12 protein-coding genes are annotated in these 17053 nt (G+C 47.8%); 7 read left to right on the top strand and 5 right to left on the bottom strand.

The window, feature by feature from the left end:
- Positions 1-48 precede the first annotated feature (48 nt).
- The 4 genes from M1D61_RS16715 to groL all read left to right on the top strand — a co-directional run bounded on the left by M1D61_RS16715 (position 49) and on the right by groL (position 8987).
- Positions 49-1221, top strand: coding sequence for a small-conductance mechanosensitive channel (locus M1D61_RS16715; RefSeq protein ID WP_458119756.1), 1173 nt, complete (start codon positions 49-51; stop codon positions 1219-1221).
- Positions 1221-6599 (top strand): diguanylate cyclase domain-containing protein, encoded by a 5379-nt coding sequence (locus tag M1D61_RS16710; protein WP_458119755.1) that lies wholly within the window; start codon positions 1221-1223, stop codon positions 6597-6599. The genes M1D61_RS16715 and M1D61_RS16710 overlap by 1 nt, the downstream gene beginning before the upstream one ends.
- A 316-nt stretch (positions 6600-6915) precedes the next feature.
- Entirely contained in the window at positions 6916-7197 is a 282-nt protein-coding gene (gene groES / locus M1D61_RS16705; protein WP_458119754.1) for a co-chaperone GroES, read from the top strand.
- Positions 7198-7358: 161 nt separating this feature from the next.
- The gene (groL, locus tag M1D61_RS16700) at positions 7359-8987 is read left to right on the top strand and encodes a chaperonin GroEL (RefSeq protein ID WP_458119753.1); all 1629 of its coding nucleotides are present in this window, start codon (positions 7359-7361) and stop codon (positions 8985-8987) included.
- Between the two features lie 134 nt (positions 8988-9121).
- Here the strand turns inward: groL and M1D61_RS16695 are convergent, their stop codons facing one another.
- Positions 9122-9898, bottom strand: coding sequence for a sporulation protein (locus M1D61_RS16695; RefSeq protein ID WP_458119752.1), 777 nt, complete (start codon positions 9896-9898; stop codon positions 9122-9124).
- A gap of 208 nt (positions 9899-10106) precedes the next feature.
- On the bottom strand, positions 10107-11909 hold the full coding sequence (locus M1D61_RS16690; protein ID WP_458119751.1) for a S8 family serine peptidase: 1803 nt from the start codon (positions 11907-11909) through the stop codon (positions 10107-10109).
- A 159-nt stretch (positions 11910-12068) separates the two neighbouring features.
- Here M1D61_RS16690 and M1D61_RS16685 point away from each other — a divergent pair, with 159 nt between their 5' ends.
- Together M1D61_RS16685 and M1D61_RS16680 are read left to right on the top strand one after the other, a co-directional pair.
- Entirely contained in the window at positions 12069-12533 is a 465-nt protein-coding gene (locus M1D61_RS16685) for a NucA/NucB deoxyribonuclease domain-containing protein (RefSeq protein ID WP_458119750.1), read from the top strand.
- A gap of 51 nt (positions 12534-12584) precedes the next feature.
- Positions 12585-12749 carry a hypothetical protein gene (locus tag M1D61_RS16680; protein ID WP_156075145.1) on the top strand — a complete coding sequence of 55 codons (165 nt, stop codon included), beginning with the start codon at positions 12585-12587 and terminating at the stop codon, positions 12747-12749.
- Between the two features lie 194 nt (positions 12750-12943).
- Here M1D61_RS16680 and M1D61_RS16675 read toward each other — a convergent pair whose 3' ends face one another.
- The 3 genes from M1D61_RS16675 to M1D61_RS16665 all read right to left on the bottom strand — a co-directional run bounded on the left by M1D61_RS16675 (position 12944) and on the right by M1D61_RS16665 (position 15979).
- Positions 12944-13876, bottom strand: a complete 933-nt coding sequence (locus M1D61_RS16675) for a glycine betaine ABC transporter substrate-binding protein (protein WP_458119749.1) — start codon at positions 13874-13876, stop codon at positions 12944-12946.
- Between the two features lie 71 nt (positions 13877-13947).
- Positions 13948-14784, bottom strand: coding sequence for an ABC transporter permease (locus M1D61_RS16670; protein ID WP_458119748.1), 837 nt, complete (start codon positions 14782-14784; stop codon positions 13948-13950).
- Entirely contained in the window at positions 14777-15979 is a 1203-nt protein-coding gene (locus M1D61_RS16665; RefSeq protein ID WP_458119747.1) for a quaternary amine ABC transporter ATP-binding protein, read from the bottom strand. The genes M1D61_RS16670 and M1D61_RS16665 overlap by 8 nt, the downstream gene beginning before the upstream one ends.
- 507 nt (positions 15980-16486) lie before the next feature.
- Here M1D61_RS16665 and M1D61_RS16660 point away from each other — a divergent pair.
- Positions 16487-17038 (top strand): GbsR/MarR family transcriptional regulator, encoded by a 552-nt coding sequence (locus tag M1D61_RS16660; RefSeq protein WP_458119746.1) that lies wholly within the window; start codon positions 16487-16489, stop codon positions 17036-17038.
- Positions 17039-17053: the final 15 nt, after the last annotated feature.

The raw sequence follows: 17053 nt of genomic DNA, 5'->3' as shown, positions 1-17053 counted from the left end.
AAACAGTACATAAAAAACCGTTTATTACATAAAAAAGGGGTTAGGCATTTGAAAAAGATTGTATTTCTGATCATTACGTTTTTATTGATTTTTATCCTGCCTTTGCTGGGAAGTCTTGCCAAGTGGGGTGGCCTTCCGCCTGGATACGGTACATTTCCGGTGCAGCAGGCTGTAGAAGATCCTGGGTTTAATGAAGTTTATTTTGCTCTGGCCTGCGTGGTAGCCCTGTTTATTGTATTGTTTTATATATTCCCGCGCTGGTTTGGCTTTCGTCAAGCTCCAGTCGCAGCCGACGTTCAACGTACAGAAGTACGCTTTCCATTCTGGTTCTGGGCAGCACTGCCGGTTCTGATTATCTGCTGGTTCATTATGTGGGCCCGCTTATCGGTGCTGAGTCTGCTGGAGCCCTATACTTTTGTTCCCTTATGGTGGTCTTTTATATGCGTTCTCGATGGGATTGTATACAAGCGCAACAGCGGAGTATCGCTGCTGTCCAAAAAGCCGCATCTTATGCAGCTGTTGGCGGTTGTTTCCTGCTTTAGCTGGTTTGCTTTTGAGTATTTGAACTTTTTTGTAATGGAGAACTGGTATTATCCCAATAAAGACATTTTCTCGGATTTCGGTAATGTTTTCTGGTTCTCGCTTTCTTATACAACGGTACTGCCGGCGATTGTTGAATGGTATCTGCTGATGCTGACCATTCCGGCGCTGCGCAATCGCTATAGCAGCGGACCAAAGCTGCATATCAACAAGCCGATACTGATCGGCATGTATGTTCTGGGATTAGGACTTGCGCTGGCCATGGGTTATTTCCCGTTCGAGCTGTTCTGGGTACTATGGGTTGCTCTGGTGCCTATGCTGTCTGCAGCGATGGGACTGAGTAAGATGTGGACACCGTTTACGCCGATCCGTCAGGGCAATTGGTCGCCGCTGCTGCTCGTAGGGCTGGCTACAGTCTGCAACGGATTTTTCTGGGAAATGTGGAATTTTGGCAGTGAATGGTTCAATGAGGGCATTCCGTTCAATCCGAACTATTGGAAGTACTCGGTGCCGTATCTGGATAAGTTTCATATCTTTTCCCAGATGCCGCTTCTCGGCTATTTTGGTTACTTGTTCTTTGGTGTAAATTGTTGGGTGATCTGGTTGACGGCAGCTTATGTATTCAAATTCAATCCTGATTTTGATTTGGTACAGAGACGGGATAAAGTGAGGGAAACCTAATGAATTGGAAAGATCAAAAATACACAGTGATAGAAGAGATTGTAGACCATGGCAGCAAGGCAATCTATCGGTGCATCGACAATCTTTCCGGCGAACCTGTTATTGCCAAAGTGCTCGGCGCCAGAGCGTCGACCTACGAGGCGATTATGCGTATCAAAAAAGAGTATCAGCTGTTATCCGAACTGAGTCCGCTTATTCCGGGTATTGTGCACCCGATTCAGCTGGAAGAGCGCGGCGGCTATTTTGTGCTGTCCATGGAAGATATTAATGGAGAGTCGCTCAAAAGCATCCTTCAGCAGCAGCGGTTGGATCTGCAAACTGTAATGCGGCTGGCTATCAAGCTGGTAGATATAATTGGAGCTATTCATGAACAGGAGATCATTCACAAGGATATCAAACCGGCCAATCTGATTTGGAATCGGGAGACGGATCAGCTGCAGCTGATCGACTTTGATCTGTCGACCCACTGGAATAATGAGAAGCGGGAACAGACGGCTGCAGGAATGATGGAGGGCAGTCTGGCCTATATCTCGCCTGAGCAAACGGGTAGAATCAATCGTCATATCGATTACCGGTCGGATTTTTACTCGCTCGGCGTCGTATTGTATGAAATGCTGACAGGAGCCCATCCTTATCCTGCAGATTCGGTTATGGACCAGATCTATTCCATTATCGCCAAAAAGCCCCTTTCCCCAGCGCAGCAGAGTGAAGGTCGGGTATCCCAGGGAATGTCCGATATCGTAATGAAGCTGCTGGAAAAGTCGCCGGAAGACCGTTACCGCAGCGCTTATGGCATCCGGGCCGATCTAAAAAAGTGTCTGTCATCGGCATCACAAACTGATTTCGAGATTGGTCTGGAAGATCGCAGTACCATTTTTCATATGCCACAGAAGCTGTATGGCCGTCACGATGAGCTGGCAGTGCTGCAGTCGGTTTTTGTCCAGAGTATCGAAGGACGCCTGCAGCTCGCTCTGGTCTCCGGTGAAGCCGGCAGCGGCAAAACGGTGCTGGTTAATGAACTGAAGACGATTGTTTCCTGTGAAAAAGGTTATTTTGTGCAGGGTAAATTTGAGCAGTACAACAAAAATATTCCATATAGCGCCATTATGGATGCATTTCGAACCCTCTTGGCAGAGTGGCTGAATGGACCGGCTGATGAAATGGCAGACATGCAATATGCGCTCAAAAGTCATCTGGGCGCCAATGCGGGTCTGATGACTCGCTGGCTGCCGGAGCTGGAGCAGCTGATCGGTGTGCAGCCCAAACCGGAACCCCTGCTGCCAGTAGAAGAAAACAATCGTTTTTTTCTGTCTTTTACAAGGCTGCTGGAAAGCCTGGTCGGTCAGCAGCGACCGCTGGTGCTGTTTTTGGATGATTTGCAGTGGGCAGATCTGTCCAGTATCCAGCTCATGTCCAGGCTGCTGGAAAATAAAAATCTGAAGCGCATCTTCATCATCGGTTCCTATCGTCATGATGAGATCGGAGCGGGGCATCCACTCTCCGAAGCGTTGGAACGGCTGAATGACCAGCATTTCATCCACCATCTGCATATCCGACCTTTATCTGCGGACCATACCCGTCAGTTGATTGAAGATACGATGGGGATGAGTAGAGAGCAGCTGGACTGGCTGGCTCCGGTAATTCATCGGCAGACAGCAGGCAATCCATTCTTTACCCGCGAGATTCTCAAGGATCTGTACAAGCAGCGGGCGCTTTATTTTGACCGGATGACAGGAGCATGGCATTACGAAGAGCCGATGATCCTGGAGCTGACTGCGAGTGAAGACCTGATTGAATATCTGATGGAGAAAATGAAAACACTGCCGGCAAGTGTGCGGATGATTCTCAGCATAGCGGCTCTGATCGGCCGTACGTTTGACTGGCAGGTGCTGCGAATGATTGGTCATTCGGAGAAGGATATGCTAATGTCGGCTCTGCTGCGCGCTATTCGTGAGGAGATTCTGCTGCCGCTTCATACGAGCACTTCCTTTATCCATGAAGTGACCATTCCGGCAGAGGAGCTGGATCGTATGCAGGTTCAGTTTACTTTTCAGCATGACAAGCTGCAGCAGGCATTGTATCAGATGATCGATCCCAAGCTTCGTCAGCAGCTGCATCTTCAGCTGGGCTGGCTGCTGCTCAGCCAGTGGCCGGAAGAACGGATTAATGAGCAGATCATGGAAATTGTCGGTCATTTGAACAAAGGAACCATACTGGTGACCCGTCCTTCGGAAAAAGAACGTCTGATTGTTCTCAATCTGCAGGCGGCCAGACGTGCGAAGGAAGCATTCGGCTATGAGACGGCCCGCCGCTTTCTGCAGGTGGCACTCAGCCTGATTACCGAAGAGCACTGGCAGCAGCAGTATGAGCGTACCCGGGAAATTTATTTGTTGTACAGTGAATGCTCATATCTGATTCACCAGCCGGAATCGGCAGACCGTGCCTGTGAGGTTCTTCTGCAATATGCCCGAAGCGGAATGGAGCAAGCGAGCGTCTATGAAATGCAGTCCAATCACTATATGTATCTCGGTCTAATGAGTCGTGCGATCGAAGCGGGCAAGGCAGGACTGGTTAGTCTTGACTTTACGGTTCCGCGTCGCCTGAATATGGCTGTTGTCACCAAGGAACTGCTGACCGTGAAGCTGCAGCTGAGGGGCAAAACGCCGGATCAGCTGCTGGAAGACCGCGAAATGACCGACCAGCGGATCAAGCTGATCATGCGGCTGTTGGTGAGCTTTATTCCGCCGGCATTCATTTCGGGGGAACAGACCCTGTTTGCCTGGGCGGTACTCAAGAAGACGCAGCTATCCATCCGCCATGGTAATGCCCCGGAATCGGCCGGTGCCTATACTGGCTATGCAATGTTGCTGTCCGGCATGGGCGATCTCAAGGGAGCAGAAAATTATGGCCGCCTTGCGGTACGTCTGAATGACAAGTTCGGCGATCTGCAGTGGCGAAGTCTGGTACATGTACTGTACAGTCTGTTCTGCTACAGCTGGAGCCATGACTGGGAGACGCTGGAGGAGCAGTATCGTCGCACGGTAGACTACAGTTTGCTGTCCGGTGATATGCTGTATCTGGCGCATGCCTGCTATTATCGCAATCAATGGAACCCTTCACTGGAGATTGAGACCTACCTTCAGGAGAGCGGAGCTATGCTGGAAATGATCGAGAATACCAAATATCGCCCGGCGCTGGCAACAGCCAGACTGAACCGTCAAAAGTTCCGTGTACTGGCGGGAGAGGTTCCTTTTGGAGAAAAGCTGGATGATCAGGAGTTCAGCGAGCAGGCATATTTGGATGAGTTGAATGGTCTAAAGTATTATTCAGGCATTGGCATTTACTATATATGCAAGATCCAGCTGGCTTTTATGATGGATGAACCCTCAAGCGGGCTAACCTATATCCAGCAGGCGGATCAGGTGATCGCTACGCTGGCCGGGTCCACCTTTATGGAGGAATATTCATTTTATACCTTTATGACGCTGGCAGCCTGTTATTCCGAACTTGGACGCAGCGAACAGCGCAATGCACGCATACGCATGCGCAAGCAGCATCGTAAAATGAAAAAATGGGCTGCCCATCATCCACATAACTTTGCTACCCAGCAGTATCTGATGCAGGCGGAGTGGCTGCGGATTCAGGGGAAATACAGCGAAGCCGAGAATTATTATTATCTGGCACTGCGGGATAGCGAGCAGGGTAGTTTCACCCGCTACAAGGCGATAGCCAGTGAACGGACTGCCCGCTTTTATCTGGAAAGGGACCGACCGGAGCTGTCCGGTTATTATTTCAAGCAGGCCTCCTATTATTATTCCGTCTGGGGTGCCCGGGGCAAAGTGCAGCAGCTGCAGGAAGCCTATCAGGATCTGATGGGGCATATCCAGTGGGTACCGCTGAATGGCGACCAGACACTCAGCATATCGACCGAGAATATCGATATCCATCTGCTGCTGCAAGCTTCCCAGGCCATTTCACGTGAGATTGAACTGGATCAGCTGCTGCGTAATATGATGCATATTGTACTCGTAAATGCAGGGGCGCAGCGCGGCTGCATTGTGATCAAGTCGGGTCTCGGCCTGTGGGCAGAGGGAGAATACAGTGATGCCGATAATCAAATCCATATCGTGGTTCACGAAGATCAGCAGCGGGGAATATCCCATTTTCCATGGTTGACTCTGGAGGAAGTAGCCCGCAGTCGAGAGACGCTGATGTACACCGACGCGAGTTCAGTGAACAGATTATCGGATGTACGCTACATGGTCGAACAGCAGCCCCGTTCGGTACTCTGTATGCCGCTGTTGAATCAGGACAAGCTGATCGCTGTGATCTATCTGGAAAACAATCTGATTACTGGAGCATTTACCCGTGAGCGTCTGGGCATGATTAATCTGCTGTCTCGGGATATGGTCTATGCGATTCAAAATGCCAGCCTTTACAATGATCTGGAACACCTGGTTGAACAGCGTACCCGGGAGCTGGCCGTCAAAAATGAACAGCTAAATAAATACTTTAATATTGTGGACAAGAATGTCATTATCGTGAATACCGATCTGTACGGCAATATACTGATAGCAAGCGAAGAGTTCTGTCTGCTGACTGGATACACTCAGGAGGAGGTTGCTGGTCGTCCACACCGCTTTTTCCGGCCGACGGATCATCCTGGACGCTCGATTGTTCCTTTTGTCATCGACCGGGAGGAGACCTGGAATGGAGAGCTGATTTATTTCCGTAAAGATCAGAATATGCTCTGGCTCAACATGACGGTCGAACCGGCTCTCGAAGAAGATCGCCTGCTGGGATTTATGTTTATCGGGCATAATATTACGGACAAAAAGCAGATCGAGCGCATCTCCATTATGGATGAGCTGACAGGACTGTACAATCGCCGTTATTTCAACGAGCGTATCCTGTACAAGCTGGAAAATGCGGTGCTCCAGCGGTCCAGTCTGACTTTTATGCTGCTGGATATCGATCATTACAAGAAATACAATGACCGGTACGGACACTATGAAGGAGACAATGTACTGCGTAGAATTGGTGACACTCTGCAGGAGCAAACGAGAGAGGCACAGGCTGTAGCTTTCCGTCTGGGCGGCGAAGAGTTTGCCATTCTGTGCATCGGCATTACAGAGCAACACTCCGCAGAGCTGGCGGAGATGATCCGACATAGTATCGAAGATCTGCATATTCCACACGACCAAAACGATGCGGCTCCCTATGTGACTGTCTCGGTCGGTGTCGGATTCGTCGAGCAGGTCGACCACCGGTTAACCGAAGAAGTGATCTACAGACTGGCAGATTCAGCATTGTACCACTCCAAGTCAAGCAATCGTAACTGCGTGACTGTGCACAATTTTGCCCATATGCATGAATAGAAGATGCGGCTTACCGCATTCGTCTCTATTCAAAGCGGAAATTGGCCAATACAAATCAACGCAGACAAAGGATATCAATAACCGGGAAACAGGCTCCGTTAACCGAAACAAGGCATCTGGAATGCCGGTTGGCAGCAGTCTGTTTCTTTGTTTTATAATGAAACCTACAGGATTTTATATAAAGGGACTTGAAATCATCGCTCAAGTTGAGTATCATAAAGTTGGCTGTTAGCACTAGACGTGGTCGAGTGCTAACACATGGGTAGACTGCTACCTGCAAGATGATTCCATTCAAACTTTAAGGAGGCTATTTTTCATGATCAAACCTTTAGGTGAACGTGTATTGGTAGAAGCGAGCCAACAAGAGGAGACGACTTCATTCGGAATCGTGCTTCCAGACTCTGCCAAAGAAAAGCCGCAGGAAGGCACTATCATTGCGGTAGGCAGCGGACTTTTGAAAGATGGAGTTCGTGTTCCTTTGGAAGTAAAAGAAGGCGACCGTATTCTCTTCTCTAAATATGCCGGTACAGAAATCAAATATGAAGGCAAAGAATATCTGATTATGAAAGAAAGCGACATTCACGCGATTCTGGGTTAATCTCCGACTGGCTGAATGCATTTACTTAGCTACATCCAAAGAGGGTGCTTCATCGGCGCTAGGCGCTGGATGGGCACTGCATTCCAATACATTTATGATTTTTGCCAAGCAAAATCTTAACCTTATATGAATTTCTATAATACTGAGGAGGTACTTTTCAAATGGCTAAAGATATCAAATTCAGTGAAGACGCTCGTCGCGCAATGCTTCGTGGTGTAGACGCTCTGGCAGACGCAGTAAAAGTAACACTTGGACCAAAAGGACGTAACGTCGTTCTGGAGAAAAAATTCGGCAGCCCGCTGATCACCAACGATGGTGTTACCATCGCCAAGGAAATCGAGCTGGAAGATGCATTCGAGAACATGGGTGCACAGCTGGTTAAAGAAGTAGCAACCAAAACCAACGATGTTGCCGGTGACGGTACAACGACTGCAACCGTTCTGGCTCAAGCGATGATTCGCGAAGGTCTGAAAAACGTAACTGCAGGCGCTAACCCTATGGTAATACGTAAAGGTATCGACAAAGCGGTTCGTGCAGCTGTTGAAGAACTCAAAAGCATCTCCCGTCACGTTGAAGACAAACAATCCATCGCACAGGTAGCGGCTATCTCCGCAGCTGACGATGAAGTCGGTCAACTGATCGCAGAAGCAATGGAAAAAGTGGGTAACGACGGTGTTATCACTGTTGAAGAATCCCGTGGATTCGCAACCGAGCTGGAAGTTGTAGAAGGTATGCAATTCGACCGCGGTTACATCTCTCCATACATGATCACAGATACAGATAAAATGGAAGCTGTCCTGGACAACCCATTCATTCTGATCACTGACAAAAAAATCAGCAACACTCAGGAAATCCTGCCGCTGCTGGAAAAAGTTGTACAACAAAGCAAACCACTGGTACTCATCGCTGAAGATATCGAAGGCGAAGCACTGGCTATGCTGGTTGTCAACAAACTGCGTGGTACATTCAATGCAGTAGCTGTTAAAGCTCCTGGATTCGGTGACCGTCGCAAAGCGATGCTGCAAGATATTGCCGCACTGACTGGTGGACAGGTGATCACAGAAGAACTCGGTCTGGATCTGAAATCCGCTACCATCGACCAACTGGGTACTGCACGTCAAGTACGCGTAACCAAAGAAAACACAATCGTGGTTGACGGTGCCGGCGACAAAGCGGACATCGATGCACGTATCAGCCAAATCCGTGCGCAGCTGGAAGAAACAACTTCCGAGTTCGACAAAGAAAAACTGCAAGAGCGTCTGGCAAAACTGTCCGGCGGCGTAGCAGTAATCAAAGTCGGTGCTGCAACCGAAACCGAACTGAAAGAGCGCAAACTGCGCATCGAAGACGCCCTGAACGCAACCCGCGCTGCGGTTGAAGAAGGTATCGTATCCGGTGGTGGTACTGCACTCGTGAACGTATACAACGCTGTAGCTGCAGTCAATGCAGAAGGTGACGAGAAAACAGGCGTAAACATCGTTCTGCGTGCTCTGGAAGAGCCAATCCGTACGATCGCAGCTAATGCTGGTCAAGAAGGATCCGTTATCGTTGAGCGTCTGAAAAAAGAAGAAGTAGGCATTGGTTACAACGCCGCTACTGGCGAATGGGTGAACATGTTTGAAGCAGGTATCGTTGACCCTGCCAAAGTAACACGTTCCGCACTGCAGCACGCAGCATCCGTAGCAGCAATGTTCCTGACTACTGAAGCGGTTATCGCCGACAAACCAGAACCAGCATCCGCTGCAGGTCCAGACATGGGCGGCATGGGTGGAATGGGCGGCATGATGTAATAAAAGATTCTCCGAATCTGTAGTACATCAATATTATCTACTTCAATTCAAAGAGCCTTACACCTAATTGGGTGTAAGGCTCTTTTTTTAGAAATAATATCAAGCTCACAGTAAGTGGATTAAAATAAATTTAATTACCGGCTCTGCTGATCGATCAATCGCTCCAGCTGTTGAGCCACATAATCCGCTCCGCGATTCAGATCCGACGGCGTCAGATCCAGCCACGCACGGCGTTCATCCATATCGAATGCATTAGCGAAGAATCCGCCCAGTCCGCGGCCGCGGCGATCGACTTCGACGAGGATCTGCAGTCCGTTGCTGGTCAGTGACATCATCAGCTCCAGTTCGGTAATTCGTCCGTGGAAGCGTGCGCCCGGATAGAATTCGATCTCCTGTACATACGGCACGCCAAATGGCGAACGGGAAGCATATTCCACCGTAGAAGCTTTAAAGCGGAAGCCCAGGCGCTCAGTCGCTTCGAAAACCGTATCCATATACGGATGCGGCCGTACGACGATATAATCCTGATCCGTCGGGTCCACGCTCATCTCGATATCCAGTCCGGTATGCAGCCATATTTTCTGATTGCTGAGCGTCAGCGGCGTCTGGGAGGGCAGAGTGAATCCGAATGGAATCTCCAGCTTCTGACTGCTTTTGACCTGGGTCTTTTCCGATACGCGGTATTTGGCGATCGTGTAATTCACATAGTGCTTTTTGTCATCCTGTTCGCGGATGTACTGGGTCATCACCTCGATATAGATATTGCCAACGTCCTGATCGACGCTGCCACCCTCGATATATACGATTCCGCGGACTTCACTGTTCGGATAATATTCGCTTTGATCGAGCACCGTATCGATTTTGGCAGCTCCTATACCGACGCGAGCGAGCATTTTGTTAAAGAATGACATGGACATTTCTCCTTTGAAATAAAATAGAGCCACATACCTGCGAGTATACGGACGAAGTGGATGGAATGCCGGAAGCTGTGATCGTTGCACTTCTATGTAGCTTATGCCATTATACGTTGACCGGTTCAGTCCGGTTTCTTATGGATCAAAAATATTAAAAAAAGTGAAAACACTCTCAATCAAGCCAAGAGTGTTTTCACTTTTTAATTTATCTTAAACTAAATGAAGTCGACGCTGTACTGCTTGCATAACCATTAAGAGAGGTTTCGGCTTTTACCTGATAACTTCCTTTAACGCTATTTTTGACAGTAGTCAGATTAAAAGAAACAGTGCTACTGGAATTGGTTACAGCCTGTAATGCAGTTTTAGCTCCGCGAGGATTTGTAATTGTCAAAGATACTGCCGCATTGGATAGTAATTTATCTGCGGAATCTTTTGCTTTTACGGTAATGGTTATTGATTCTCCTGCTTTGTAAAAAGACTTATTTGTAGTCACCAGTGTCTGGGTTGCCAGAGGTGAAGACTCTGTGGGTGCAGGTTCATTTACATTACTATAAGGTGCTTGAATTAAACCATATCCAAACCACGAATCTTTTCCAGCTGAACCAAGATCAACAACAGCAGCAACGAGTTTTGCACGCAGTTCTGAATGGCTCAGTGTTGGATATGCCTGCTGCAGCAATGCAAGATCTCCTGCCACATAAGGTGCAGCCATAGAGGTACCACTCATTTTCATATAACGATTCCCCGGGTAGGTGCTCAGTACACTAACTCCTGGTGCTGCTACTTCAACAGTATTGCCGGTTGCGGAGAAGCTCGCTCTTTGATCCGTCGAGTCGGTTGCTGCTACTGCTATAGCGGAATCATAACGTGCCGGATAATTAACCGTATCGCCAGAACCATCGCTTGCACCATTATTGCCAGCGGCTGCCACAACAAGAAGACCTGAGGAGTAGGCTTTATCTACAACCTGTTTTAATGCGAAAGAATCACTGGTTGTACCAAGACTAAGATTCACAATATCCATATTGTTACTTATAGACCAATCGATACCTGCTACTACATCTGACAAATAACCACTACCGTTTTGATCCAAAGCTTTGACTGCATACAAACTAGAGTCTGGTGCAATGCCAACCATACCTATACTATTGTTGAGTGCTCCAATAATACCGGCAACATGTGTACCGTGTCCATTATCGTCTGTATAGGATGAAGTATAGGAGACCACTGAAGTACCGCCTGTAATTACAAGATCTTCATGCGATTCGATTCCCGTATCTACAACTGCCACTTTGACACCTTTACCTGTATAACCGGTTTTCCAAGCTGCTGGAGCATTTGTTTTAGCTATACCCCAGTCCTGAGTTTGTTCCGTTTGAACTACCTGATCAGACTCAATTGATTCAATATTCGGATTATTTTGTAATCCTTTAATAGCTGTTACTGGTATACTAATAGCGAGAGCTGGAATGTTTTTAAATTCCTGATTCACTCGGCCGCTTGCTTTTTCAACCGCACCTCTATCTGGTTTAGTTTTAAAAGTAACAATAATACGTTTTTCGGCTGCTGGCTCTTCTGGAAGTAATTCTAATGACTGAGCAAGTGAATCTTCTGCAGAACGTGCGGCCGCGGGTTGCTTTTCCGAGCCACGAGATGTTGATGAGCCTGATGAAGATTTCTCCGAACCTCGAGAGGCAGAGGCACCTGATGAAGACTGCTCGGAACCTCGAGAGGCAGAGGTACTTGATGAAGACTGCTCGGAACCTCGAGAAGTGGAGGCACCTGATGAAGACTGCTCGGAACCTCGAGAGGCAGAGGTACTTGATGAAGACTGCTCGGAACCTCGAGAAGTGGAGGCACCTGATGAAGACTGCTCGGAACCTCGAGAAGCGGAGGCACCTGATGAAGACTGCTCGGAATTACGTGAGTTAGGTTCTGCTGAAGTTATCCCAGGCAATGCTGTAGCAGCGAGTGATAGAGACAGGACAACGGTACATATTTTTTTCATGGTGTCCCCCCTTGATATATATAGATACTTTTTTATATAATAGTCAACCTAGTCTATTTATCGACAAAATCATTTAGTTAGTTAAGTATTCACGCTATATTAATATTAAAAATAAAATATTTTAATAAAAGAAAGAAACAACAGGAGGAATATACATCTATGTCACCCAAGCGAATAGGGGCCGTCGTCAGCGCATTGATCGTTGTTGTGGCCATCTATCTATTTACCGGCAAAGTCGATCTGGGTTCGCTGACCGGCGCGCTGAATCCGTCATCTACCTCAATGGACCAGAATGAGCAGGTAGACTATACGCTCGTTTTCCCAAAAAACCGTTATCCGAAGACAGGCGACCATATCAAGGATGCTATTGCCGCGGGAGAATCGGCGATATGCACGATTGATCGCAAAGGCGCCAAGGAAAACCGCCGTGAGTCGCTCAAAGGAATCGAGACCCGCAAAGGATATGACCGTGATGAATGGCCGATGGCGATGTGCAAGGAAGGCGGCGCCGGTGCGGATATACGATATGTCACACCTTCCGATAATCGGGGGGCCGGTTCATGGATTAGTAACCAATTAGACAATTATCCGGATGGCACAAGGGTATTAATTGAGGTAAAATAACTAATAGTGGGTAAAAATTAATTATTGCAAATTTGCGGAGGAGGAATGGATATGGAAACTGCAATGACGGCACTGTTGCCTTTATTTATGGAATTTAACGCACATACACCTTATATTCTGCTGTACGGAGTTATGATCCTCGGAGCATGTCTTTTGTTCGGACTCTGGATCAGAAAGCTGACCAAGCACCAGGACGATTCAGACAGCGGGCTATAAGCAGCCTGCCCTTATGGGGTAATGATACACTGGTAGCATGTCCGCGTAGTGTACTGGCTTGAATGGTACGGTAAATGATAAAAGGCACATTTCCTGAATAACAGGGAATGTGCCTTTTATTGTATTGCCTAAATGGTATGGAATTTATTCATCCGATCTGTAAATGGAACACAGTCGGCAAAGTGGAGCCGATATTATTGCGGCTGATCCACCAGGTCTTCAATCGAACTTACATTCATATATTTTGGAACGACGAGACCGACTTTGACACCTTCCATATTCGGGCCCAGATCATCCAGTTTGGCTTTGTATTTCTCCCAGTAATCGGCATGTGTCAGTGGCAGCCATGCCGCTACCGTAGCATCTGCATCCCCGTTGGCTACACCGGTGAACATAGGCCCGGCTTCAACCTGCAGTGCAGTTACTTTATAACCCAGTTTGTTTTCCAGGATATATTTCATTAGATTGGTGCTGGCAATCTCGGAATCCCAGGCTACATAGCTGAGTGTCAGCGATTTGCCGTTTGTTTTATTTAGACCTTTGGTCCATTCGTTCACACGATCCGGATGAGCTTCCGCCCAGGCTTTGGCTGCCTGTGCAGGGTCCGTACCATCCTGAATAGCGACCATGATTTCACCCATTTCGTCAGATGTCCAGGAGAAACGGTCCAGGAACTGATATGCGGTAGGATCATCTTTTTGCAGGTCTTTACGGGCGAGGGTGTGAATGCCTTCGGCTTCCCCGAATGATTTTTTCGGATCTTCAAGGTATTTCAGATCGTACTTGCTGAACATCCAGTGCGGTGTCCATCCGGTTACGATAATCGGTTCTTCGTTGCGTATGGCTTTGGCGAGCGTGGCGGTCATGGCGGCACTGGAACCTTCGACCAGTGTCCAGTCGCTTAGACCGTAGTCTTCGATCGCTTTGCGGGTACCTTTCATAATACCTGCCCCGGCATCAATACCGATAATCTGGTGGTTGACCTGCGTACCGACCGGATCGGAACTCGTAGCAGCTTCACCGCTGCCCGGGAAACTCGGGAATGGCTGGCGCTCCGGGTTACAGGCGGAGATAATCATAATGAGTACGATACAGCCGGATAACAGCCAGTTTCTATACTTTTTCATATTGCGTTATCGCTCCTTTGTATAGGAATGTCAGGAATAGTTGAATAATGGGCAAAAGAGAAGCGGCTGTATTAAGCCGCTTTTCTACGTTTACCGTTGAACAGACTCTGGGACAGACGATCCAATACAATCGCGAGAACAACGACTGCCAGGCCGGCTTCGAATCCTTCACCAATCTTGAGCTGGCCGACCGCACGGTATACGACCGCACCAATACCCTGTGCACCGATCATGGACGCAATAACGACCATGGACAGAGACAGCATAATCGTCTGGTTGATACCTGCCATAACGGATGGCAGGGCGAGTGGAAGCTGTACTTTGAACAGCTTCTGTGCACCGGTGGAACCAAAAGCATCGGCGGCTTCGACCAGTTCGCCGGATACCTGTGTAATGCCCAGGTGGGTCATACGGATGGTTGGCGGAATCGCGAAGATGACAGAAGCGACAACGCCCGGAACCACACCGAGGCTGAAGAAAGTAACAGCTGGCAGCAGATAGACGAATGCAGGCATGGTCTGCATAAAGTCGAGTACCGGTGTAATAATGCGTGCAGCAATTTTGCTGGAAGCGCACCAGATGCCGAGCGGTACTCCGATGATAATGGAAATCAGGGCAGATGTAACGACAAGACCGAGTGTGTTCATCGTCTCTGTCCAGTACCCCAGATTATAGATGAGCAGGAATCCGACAGCCGAGAAGAAGGCCATCGTCCACCGTCCGGCCATATAACCGAGCAGTGCGATAATGATAACGAACAAAAATGGATGCGGCAGCATAAACAACCAGGTGAAGATGTCTACCACATACGTAATAATATTGGATACTCCCTTGAAGAAGGAAGCCCAGTGGATACTGAGCCACTCTACAATTACATCTACCCAGTGGGCAATAGGAATCTTAGGCATTTAAAGCAACCTCCCCATTCTCTAATCCGCCAGCCAGTGCACCCAGCAGGGCACCCCGAACAATAACGCCTGTCAGACGTTCACGATCATCGACGACCGCAACAGGCAGTTTGGCGGTACTTACCAGTTCAAACAAGTCATTTAGCACACGCTCTGGTGCCACATAAGGAACATCCTTGATCAGGATATCGTCCAGCTTTTGCTGTTGACGAACAGCGGTGGCTGCATCTTCGGCAGTAATAATACCAAGCAGCTTTTTGGAGCGGTCAATGACGAACAGATTGGAGATACCCCGTTCACGCATCAGCTCGAGTGCAACACGAGGACCGCGATCCAGAGTAATTGTCTCTGGTCTGCGCATAACATGTGCGGCTGTCAGTACTTTGGACAGATCCACGTCTTCGACGAAGCGTTCCACATAGGAGTTGGCCGGCTGGATCATAATTTCTTCCGGTGTGCCGATCTGTACGACCACGCCGTCTTTCATGAGGGCAATCCGGTCACCGATGCGAAGAGCTTCGTCCAAATCGTGTGTGATGAAAATGATGGTTTTCTTCATTTTGTCCTGCAGTTCGATCAGTTCATCCTGCATATCGCGGCGGATCAGCGGATCCAGTGCACTGAACGCTTCATCCATCAGCAGTACTTCCGGATCGTTGGCGAGTGCGCGGGCCAGACCGACACGCTGCTGCATCCCACCACTGAGCTCATCCGGCATTTTATCGCCCCAGCCTTTGAGGCCGACGAGTTCGAGTGAAGTCAGCGCTTTTTCTCTGCGCTCGGCTTTGGCTACTTTTTGAATCTCGAGACCGTATTCCACATTCTCCAGCACCGTACGATGAGGGAAAAGTGCGAATTTCTGGAACACCATACTGATTGTTTTGCGTCGTGCATTACGCAGCTGTTCCTTGTTCATTTTGCGAAGATCTTTGCCGTGTAACAGAATCTCACCGGAAGTCGGCTCGATCAGGCGGTTAAACATACGTACGAGTGTGGACTTACCACTCCCGGATAATCCCATAATGACGAAAATCTCGCCCTGGTTGATTTCCATATTCACACGGTTCACACCGACCGTGATTTGTTTTTCCTTTGCCATCTTCTCTTTGGTCCATCCCTGCTCCAGCAGCTTCACGCCCTGCTCTGCATTTGGGCCAAACAGTTTGCTTACATTTTTGATTTCCAAAATAGACATGCATTGTCACCCCTTGTATATAGTAGAAACACATACGATATTCCTGCGGTAGTGCTGACGAACAAACATAAAATTCACGATTTTCAACACAGGCTGCTTGTCGGTTATTCTTTGTCATTCAGGTAGGCAGGTAAAGCTTGAATGAAACGAAGAAATAGATACGAAGAGAATTAGCCGGAATACATCACCGAATTTATTACCCAAATTTTAAATGATGAATACTTGAAAGTATTGTATATTTTTCTGTAACAAAGAATATTTTCACGATTTGCAACGCAACGTGATTAATTGTAACAAATATTATTTTGCAAATCAACAGTATAATCCGTATAATAAGTTTGTACAGAAAAAACTGTACAATATTTATAAAAGAAATACTACAGTATACTATATAATACTCGTGCATGCTCTTCTTTACTTTTTTTAATTATTTTTTTAAAATGATGAAAGTCAATTATTACCGATCGTATAGTATAAACTGTATGTATAGAATGGGAGTGTGCAAGCATGGGCTTGGACCAATTGGATGAATCACAGCAGGAGACAGTGCAAAAAGTCAGGAAGCGCGTTATTGAAGTGATCGGACGCAATATGGATCTTTATGGAGTAACATTGTCTACAGGCCATCTGTATGGCTTGCTTTTTTTTGCAGACCGGCCGATGACACTGGATGATATGGGACGTGAGATGGCGATGAGCAAGACGAGTATGAGTACCGGAGTACGTAATCTGCTCGATCTGCATATGGTCAATAAAGTATGGGAAAAAGGTTCACGTAAAGACCTGTACGAGGTAGAATATGACTGGTACCAGACGTTTACCGACTTTTTTGCTATCAAATGGCGCAAAGCTGTAGAGAGCAATATTCTTGTTTTTCGCAAATCGGTCAAGGAAATTGATAAGCTGATTGCGGATATGCCGGATATCCCCGCACGGGCTGTACTGCTTAAAGACAAGGAAAAGATGCATGAAGCGATCCGCTATTATTTGTGGCTGGATCGTCTGATCGATGCGATGGAGGATGGAACCATTTTTGATCTGGTTCCGAAGGAAGAATAGCTGACAATTATATTA

It is taken from the genome of Paenibacillus sp. Z6-24 (assembly GCF_054161335.1).
The sequence above is the reverse complement of the archived record's forward strand: the minus strand, read 5'-3'. Positions and strand labels throughout refer to the sequence as shown.